An 8,959-nucleotide genomic window follows, 5' to 3' on the forward strand; every position below is an offset into this window, starting at 1 on the left:
TGGCACTCCAGCAGCCGGGCGGCGGCGCGGGCCTGCTGGACGGCGGGGGCCACCAGGGAGATCAGCACCGCGATGATGCTGATGACCACCAGCAGTTCGATCAGCGTGAAGCCCCGCCGCGCCGCGGCGAGGGGTCGGCGGGGGCGGGGGATGTTCATCGGATCGGGGCCTCGAGCGAGCAGGGGAGGGAACGTCGGGAAGGGGGTGGTCGAAACGGCGGAACGCCGCCCGCATTCTACCGCAAAACGCGTGCCATGCCGGGCGATTCCCCCAAGGCGCGGCGTTCGGCGGGGGAACCTACTGAATCCGCTGGCGGTGAATGACCAGCTCCTGCCAGGGGAACTTCACGCCGCCGGAGAGCGCGTCCCGGGCGAAGCTGTAGGACCCGGTATCCGGCAGATGGTCCGCCCGCAGCAGGGCGGGGACCTGGGAGCGGTCGATCAGGAACGCCGCCCGGTAGGAGGGCGACCGCTCCTGTTTCGCCCCGATCCGCACGATCCGCTGCCGGCCCGCGGGGGAGTCCGGATCCGACCCGTCCAGATCGGACCGCCGCAGTTCCCGGGCGTGGAAGAAGTCGACCTGCATCCAGCAGAGAAACAGATTGCTGCGATGTGTTGCAGAATTCAACACCTTGCCCAGGACCTGATAGCGGGTGGTGAAGTCCAGGTCGGGGCGGGTGGGGTCCGGAGCGATGCCGGCCGCCCCCACGCCGAAGAAGGCCCGGGGCAGGTCGGCGTCCGGGGCGGTCTGCCCCGAGAGGTCGGGCCCGTTGATCCACGACGTATTCGACCCCGGCCGGAGCCGCAGCGGGGTGTGCTGGATCGCGTCCCGCAGGGCGCGGGGGTTCGTGCCGATCGACCGCGTCGGGGCGTGATAGCCGGTGAACAGGTGCCCGTCGCGCCCGCCGCCGGCGGCCAGCCCCCGCGTCGCCAGGCCGGGCAGCGCGGCCCGTGGGCCGAGGGCGCCCCACGCGCCGGGCAGGGCGATCGGGTCGAGCCCGTCGCGGGAGAGCAGCAGGGACCGGTAGAAGTCGCCGTCCGCCAGCCCGCTGTTGCCCGCCACCGTCGGATTGATCGCCGGCAGCGCCGGATAGGCCGGCACGGCGGCGAACGGGTTCTGCTGCGGGGCGCCGTGGATCCGCTCGTCGTCCAGCAGGCCGGCCAGCACGTGCGGGTGCCGCAGCGTGTTGAGGTTCAGCTTGGCGGCGGTGCGGTAGGCGCCGAGGTCGAAGGCGCCGTCCATCTCCAGCCGGCCGGTCGGGCCGACGCGGACGGTGCCGGGGGCGGCGTCGGCCATCATTTCCGCGGTGCGGCGGGGCGTATCGACGTACTGCAACAGGCGGTACCAGGAGTTGTGCCGGGCGTTGGTCGTCGCGTTGCCGTCGACGTGGTCCTGCCAGGGCACGCGGCTGACGTCCGGGTAGAGCAGCCGCGATCCGGCGACGTTGAGCCGGTTCAGGACCGCCGCGTTGGGGCCGCCGTCCTGTGCGTTCTGCGGGGTCGGGTCGTGCCCGAGCCCGGTTTGGCGGGCGGAGGGCAGGGCGGAGACGTCGATCCCGTCGTACTCGAGGAAGTCCGTTTTCGTCCCGCCCCCGTCCGGCCCGAACACGCGGTCGTCGCGGGACATCAACCCGGTGAGGTGCTCCGCGTCGTACAGCGGCACGCCGATGAGGTCGGCGGGGTTGGCGAACGGGCGGTCGAAGTGCGGCTGCCACAGATCGAACGGCCGAGCTTCTTCGCCCCCGGGCCGCCGGGGGCTGTTGCGATCGTGCCCGCCGATGCTGTTGAACATCTGCTCCCGCACGGCCTGGGCGTCGGCGTTCTCGCTGGCGGCGAGCAGGGAGCCCTCGTCCGCGACGGTCCCGCGGTTGAAGCCGGGCAATTCGCTGGCCCGCAGCAGCGGCCGACGCCGCACGCGGGAGGCGACCTTCGGCCCGCGGTTGTCGCCGCCGGCGCCGGTCACCGGGCCCTCCTGGTCTTCGTCCTGGAAGTGGGCGATGAAGGCGGCGGTGTCGTCCTGCTTGTACACGTCCAGACGGGTCGTCAGGGCCCGCATCCGGTCGACGGTGATCCAGGGATTGTCGCGGTCTTGGTCCTCGTACCGCGTCGGGTCGGCCGTCGGGTCGGCCGTTTTCGGCTGCCGCAGCGGGTTCAGGCGGGTCTGGAGCAACACCTCCACCACCGGCGGGTCGGTTTTGGCGGCGTCCCGATCGCTGATCTCGAACAGGCCGGAATCCGGCAGCGGGTTGGCGTCTTCGTGAAGGGTCGTGGCCGCCAGCGTCTCGCCGTTGATCGTCTGCAGCCGGAAGGTCGGGTTCGCGGCGTCGGTCCCGGGAACCAGCGTGTCCAGAATTTGCGCCGGGTTGTTCGGGTTCACGTCCCGCAGCACGCTCGCGGGGTCGGTCTGAACGGCGTTCGACGCGAAGCCCAGCGGGGCGAGGTTCAGCCAGTTCGCCCCGTCCGTGGCGGTGTCCGCGGCGCCGGTGGACTCGCTGTCCGTGAAGTTCACCCGGATCCGGCTGCGGGGGTCGGTCGCGGCGGCGGTGCCGGCGCTGGCGTAGTCCTTATCGGCGCTGGCGATGGTGAAGTAGGGGCGGTCCGCCGACACGTGGCCGGCCCGCGGGATGATCGCCCGCCCCTCGATCTGCACGGCCTGACTCGGTTGGTCGCCGTCCGCGACGCCGTCCGCGAACTGCCGGTCGTCGCGGGGGTTCCGGACCACGATCCGCCAGTTCTCGCCCGGGGCGGGGGCGTTCGGGGCCGAGCCGAGCGCCGGGTTCCGGGCGAAGTTCAACTCGCCCACGCCGGTGTACACCAGCTCGGCGAAGATGAAGTCGTGCGGCTCCTGGTCGTTCCACTCCGTCAGCCCGTGGTTGGCCGGGGAGTCGTCGCCGGCGTCGCCCGGCGTCCCGTTCTGATCCATCGCCCAGGCGAGGTTCACCAGCACCTCGGAGAGGGCCAGGTCCTGCCGCTCCACGCCGGCGACCACGGCGCCGCCGGCCGCGTCGATCTCGTTTTCGGTGAAGGTGTAGGCGTCGTCCAGGGCGGTGTAGCCGTTCGACAGGTCGGTGTCGTAGACGAACAGCGTGCGGACGGGATCCTCGTCGACGGCGTCGACGATATTGACCGCCAGTTGGGCGTACTCGCGGAGTTGGTCGTCGGTGTAGGCGCCGGTGGCCGTGAAGTTCTTCGCGGGGGCGGCCGTGTCCACCCCGCCGACCACGCACAGCAGCACGTAGAGGTCCCGGGCGAGGTTCTGCCGATCCCGGCGGGCGTGCCACTCCTGGGCCTGAAGCAACCGCCTTTGATCGGCGGCGTTCCGAGAAGCGAAGTCTGCGGGAAAGTCCCAAGTCATCAGGCCGTTGCCCGCGCCGATCGTGGCGCTGCCGGGGCCTTCCTGGGTGGCGTGTTGCAGCCGCAAATCGGAGATCCCGAACCGCGGGGTCGGGTTGCCGGTGGGCGAATCGTATCCGCCCGTCGCCGCCGCCGGGTGCCCGACGGGAGCGCGGACCGCGTCGGCGCTCAGGCCGATCGGGTGCGGGGTGAGGTTGCGGATGCGGATTTCGCCCAGGCCGTAGCGGGGCTCGCCGGCGCCGTTCACGAGCGGGTCCAGCTTCCCGTCCGCCGGAACGTGGGACGCATTGTTCCGTACGTCGCGATGCGTCCGGGCGTTGCTGTCGAAGAGCGAGTCGCGAGGATTGGTCACGCGCTCGACCACGCCGTTGAAGCTCAGTTTGCGGACGAGTTTCCGCAGCGCCCGACGGTGACCGGCGTTCGTCGTCGGGGCGTTGATCCCCCCGTGCGAGAGCGCCTCCCGAACTTCCTCCCGGAACGGGTCGTTCTGAGCGTAGTAATAGGCGCTGTTCGGCGTCGGCATCGCACCGTTGAAGTACGGCGGGAACACGCGACGCCCGCCCAGGGTTCCGTCCGGCGCGGAATATTCCCAGTTCCGATCGGCGGCGCCGGGGCTGCGGTTGGCGGGCGGCTCGAACGGGGCGGGGGCGGCGTTCACGTCGAAGCTCGCGGTGGTGAACCGGCGGCGGACGGCCTCGGCGACGGGGCTCCGTTCAAAGCTGACCGGGGCCAGCTGGAGCAACCGCGATTCCAGCGTGGCGATGCGGCGGTCCTCGTCCGTCATGTGCATCGCGACGGTCTCGGCCGGGCCGTAGATCGAGTCGCTCCGCTGGCCGTTGGCCTTCCGGAAATCGACGATCGTCTCTCCCGGATCATCCATTTCGGTGCGGGAGAACTGCCGCAGCGGGTCGCTGCCGCCCGCGGCGGCGCCGTACTGGGTCGGCACGGCGAAATTCACGTCCATCGTCCCGCCGACGTTCGGCGGGACGTTGCCGACGCTGCCGTTCGCGGTCGCCAGCGTGCCGACCGCGGCGCCGCCCTCCGCCGGCAGGGGATCCGTCCGCCCGCCGCCGGGCGCGGCCGGGGCGCCGTCGTTGGGGTTCGCGTCGTAGTCGCGGCCGTCGCGGAAGGTGGCGCCGGTCAGGTGGTCCCAGATCGTCCGGAAGGCTCCGACCGTGCCGGTCCGGTCCGCCGCCGTCCCCGCGAAGCCGAGGTTCGTCGCCTGCTGATAGACCGGGGTGACGGCGTTCAGCAGGGCCGGGAACCGCATCCGCACGCCGACGTCCGCCCGGGGGGCGCCGCCCTCGGAGGTGTCCGGCGTGGTCCGGGCGAGGAACAGCCGCGACAGGCCGTTCGCCACGTTCGTCATGATCGCGCTGCCGCGGCGGTCCAGGGGGACGCCTTCGGGGTGGGCGAAGACCGGCAGACCGCTGTTGGGCTGATAGGGCGTGCCCCCGCCGAACACCAAGCCGGGCAGCCGCCGGCGGAGCCCGTCGAAGCGGTCGCCGTTGTCGTCAGCGGCCGCGGCGTTCATCGGCGAAGCGCTCAGACCCGGGTACGGGAAGAACGCCGCGGCGTCCGTCACCGCGACGCCGGCCCGCGCGGCCCGGGAGACCCGGAACGTGCCCTCTTCCACCCGCCGCGGCTCCCCGTAGCGGCCCGTCAGCACCTCGTCCGGCACCCGCAGGCCCGACCCGTTCGGATCGGACCGGAACGAGGCCCGGCCGTGCAGCAGGAACCACCACTCCAGGTTCCGGCTGCGGGCGGCGTCGCCGTCCCAGGTCCCGCTGGTCAGGTCGTAGAACCGGGTGAACGCCTCGATTTGTTCGGCGCTCGCGCCGTCGACGGTGTTCAGGCCGCTCAGCCCGTGCTGCGGGTTGACCTCGTCCCGGGTGGAGCCGGGCCCGCTCTGGGAGATCGGCGTGGTCACGAACGACGCGTCCGTGCCGAAGAAATTCTGGCCGTTCAGGTTCAGCGCGTCGCCGACGCCGTCCCCGTCGGCGTCCGCGAAGGCGCCGTAGGAGTTGCCGTGGGCGTTGAGGTTAAACAACGCGTCCATGTCCACGACCTTGAACGCCCACATCGGCACGAAGGAGCTCACGCCGTCCCCCAGCCGCTGCACCGGGTAGCCGAGGTCCAACCAGAGGGCGTCGAGGACGCCGTCGTTGTCCGGGTCGGCGTCGTAGGCGTAGGCGGCGGCGGCGCTGGCCGCGGCGTCGTCGCCGCGGCCGACGCGCCACAGCGGTTCGCGGTCGACGTTCAGGTCCAGCGGGGGCACGTAGCTGGGGTCGTTCGCGTTGACCGGTCCCAGCGCGCCGGCGCCGACGACGTAGCCGTCGCCGTCCACCGGGGCGACGTCGGGGTATTCCGCGGTCACGAACCGGCGGGCCCAGATCGTGTCTTCGAACGCCACCACGGCGTTGCCCGGGTTGCCGGGTTCGGCGGCGACGGCCCGCCGCTGGAGGTGCGGCCGCATCACGAACGGCAGCGTTTCCGGTTCCGTGTACCACGGGTGCACCGGATCGCCGGCGCCCAGATCGGTCCACTCGCCGGCGTCGGGGTCGGCGAGGTAGTCGCCGGACACGATCCGGTTCCGCAGCAGTTGGGGGCGGTGGAACGAGGGGATGACTACCCGCCGCCCGGTGACCGGCTCGACCCAGTCGTAGGACAGGAAGGCGTTGTTGAGGTCCGGATAGGTGTAGTCCGCGTCCGGGGCGGGGAAGTTCGCCGGGTCGATGAGGGACCGCAGGAAGGCGGCGAGGTTGTCGCGGTCGGCGTCGGTGCCGAAACTCTCCGGCTGCGACCCCGGGGCGAGGTTCATCCGCAGCGCGAACCCGTTATTCGGCTGGGGCGAATCGACCACGCCGTCGCGGTTCAGGTCCAACGCCGGCCGGCTGTTCGCCGGGTCCCACACCGTGCCCACGCCGATGCCGTTGAAGGGGGTGAGGTCCGCCCCCATCATATTGGCCAGCAGCGAGTGCCGGCCGCCATAGAGCACGCTGTCGGGCCGGCGGTCGTCCGGGGCAGCGATGAGCTGTTCCAAACCCTCGTTAAAGAAGACGTTGGGGTCGGTCTCGACGATCTTGGCCGACTCGGTGAAGTACCGGCTGTTCTCCTCCTCCTGCATGGTGAGGGTCAGGAACAGGAACCCCAGCAGCATCAGGGCGCCCAGCAGGGCGATCACCACCACGATCACGGTGCCCCGGCGGGCGGCGGGAGCCGTCGGCGGGGACGCGATGCGGGGCGGGCGGGGTCGGCGGCGGGCGATCATGGGGTTGCCGGAGTCGGCGGGGGGGAAGGCCCGGAACGGGCCGTGAAGGGTTCGCGGGGGGCGGGGGGCGGGCTAGTCCACCAGGCTGTGCCGGTAGGACTCCTCGCGCATCCGGTCGCTGCCCACGTCGTAGTACCGGACGGTGATGCGGACGGCCCGCAGCGGCTTCTCGTCGTCGCTGCCCAGGTATCCGATCTCGTTCGGGTCCGGATAGCGGGCTGTCGCGCCCAGGGCGGTGTCGGCGTAGCCGTCGCCGTTGTCGTCGACGGCGTTCCCGCCGGCCGGGGAATACAGCGGCAACTGAGCGATGTCGCCGTTCTCGAACGCATCCAGCAGCGCCGGGGTGGAGGTCTCGCCGGACAGGTCGTCGTACACCAGCCCGCCGGCGGCCCCGCTCAGGGACAGGTCGGGGGCGATCGGGTTCCCGTCGAAGTCCCGCGTCGGCACGCCGACGTCCCCGCCCAGCGGGTTCCTCAGCGGCCGGTACGGCGGCGGGTAGGGCCGTTCGACGGTCACCTCGACAGGATCGTCCGTCGACGGATCGCCGTCGCCGTCCACGTACCCGCGGCCCATCAGCCGCATCCCGGGGTGCCAGGTGTCGAACCGGTTGCCGAACGGGTGCAGCAGGCTGATGCCGTCGGAGAAGTCGCCGTCCTGATCCGGGAGGCCGTCGCCGTCGAAATCGATCGCGGCGTCCCCGGTCGGGGTGAGCGGGAGGAGCCGGTCCCGGTGATAGTCGCCGGCGACTTCGAGTTCGTCCGTGACCGGCCGGCCGTCGATCCCGAACAGGTTCAGCGTCTTGACCGTGCGGTTGTGCCCCAGGTCGGCGAAGTCGCCGAGCGCGTCGTCGTACACCTCCACGTCGAAGCCGTGGACGTTTGTCATCAGGATCTCTTCGCCCCGCCGCAACGCCGACCCCCGCCGCGGGTACGGCGGGCTGGGCGGCTCGAACCAGGGGGCGACGTCGGCGAAGCTCGAGGTGTCCGCCGTCCCGTCGCCGTCCCGGTCCAGCAGGTTCGCGGCGAAGTAGGGGTGTTCGGCCCGCGACCCGGGCGCGGCCCCGGGCAGGAGGAAGGCGGGGGAGGACTGCTCCCGGGCGGAGTACTGCCCGAGGAATAACCCGGCCCACTCGCTGTCGACGAGGTTTCCGTCGGCGTCGAGGGACAGCGTCGGCCCCAGGGTCTTCCGCGTGAACTCCCGCGGCCGCCCGTAGGAGCGGGCGGTGGTGGGGCTGAGCGGGTCGAACGGCCAGACGCCGGCCCCGGTCCGCAGGTGCGGTACGCCGAGGGCCTTTGGCAGGCGTTCCCCGCTCCCCTCAAGCCACTCGCCGCCGGTCACGTTGTCCAGCGTGGACTCCGCGTGGAACCGCGGGCCGAGCTGACTCGGATCCGGGTGGCGGTAGGCGGCGTAATCGAACGCGGCCCGGAAGCTGCCGCTCGGCGGCGTCCAGTTGTCCGCGTTGCCGTCGCCGTCCGCGTCGAACAGCGCCGGATCGGTGTCCGCCTCGCGGACCAGTTCGACGCTGCGGATCAAGTTCGTGCCCCGCAGGTAGAACGACACGACGGCGTAGGTGGACACGCCGACCCCGTCCAACCCCGTCAGCGCCGCCTGCCCCGCCGGATTGGCGACCAGATTGCTGCTGCTGAGCTTCTCGTCGCTGGACGGCTGCTGGACGTTCAACACGTCCGTCGCCGGCTGGTCCGCCGCGATGTCCCCGGATCCGCTGTAAACCTGCGCGTCGGTCGTCAGCACCGCCGCCCGGCCCCGCACGGGGGAGAAGTCAATGTCCCCCCGCCGGGTGCGTTTGCGGGCGTCGGTGGTGAACGTGAGGCGGTCGTCGGTGTCGCTGTCCGGGTCGTTCTCGCTGATCGAGAAGATCCCGCGGCGGCGGCGGGGCTCATAGTCTGCGGAACTTGTCTCCGTGACCGCGGCCTTGTGCAGCGGGATGCCGCTTGCAGGGTTCACATCACTCGTCTGGAAGACCGGCCCGCTCACGGTGCCTTCCACAACCTCCTGTTCCGGCCCCCAACCGGCGACGTCGTTTCCGGACACCGAAATCGGCACGCCCGCCGCGTCGACCGGCACGTATCGCAGCGTCGCCCCGGGGAACGGCACGACGCGCTCGAAGGTGCGGGCGTCGAGGTCCTGCCCGAGGCGGTTGGACAGCAGCCGGCTTTTCTGGTCGTTCGAGGCCATGCCCTTCCGGGTGGAGACCGTCTCCGTCGCCAGCCCGAACACCTGGGCGAACAGCGCCATCATCAACAAGACCAGCGTCACGCTGATCAGCATTTCGATCAGCGTGAAGCCCCCGCGGGCCGCGGCGGACCCGCGGCCC

At 71.6% G+C, this 8,959-nt stretch carries 3 protein-coding genes; all 3 read right to left on the reverse strand.

Annotated elements, in window-relative coordinates; all coding sequences use genetic code 11:
* Positions 1–158: type II secretion system protein (locus ACG2DA_RS20075; protein ID WP_395258127.1), on the reverse strand; the 158-nt coding region annotated here is incomplete at its 3' end.
* Between the two features lie 139 nt (positions 159–297).
* Entirely contained in the window at positions 298–6,624 is a 6,327-nt protein-coding gene (locus ACG2DA_RS20080; RefSeq protein WP_395258124.1) for a hypothetical protein, read from the reverse strand.
* 72 nt (positions 6,625–6,696) lie between these two features.
* Positions 6,697–8,959 (reverse strand): type II secretion system protein J (locus ACG2DA_RS20085; RefSeq protein ID WP_395258126.1); only part of this gene is annotated, 2,263 nt, incomplete at its 5' end.

The sequence above is a fragment of the Alienimonas sp. DA493 genome (assembly GCF_043951915.1).
Lineage (GTDB): Bacteria > Planctomycetota > Planctomycetia > Planctomycetales > Planctomycetaceae > Alienimonas.

Excerpts from the sequence above, each read along its gene's own strand:
- ACG2DA_RS20080 (WP_395258124.1), bottom strand. The coding sequence starts at position 6,624 with ATGATCGCCCGCCGCCGACCCCGCCCGCCCCGCATCGCGTCCCCGCCG.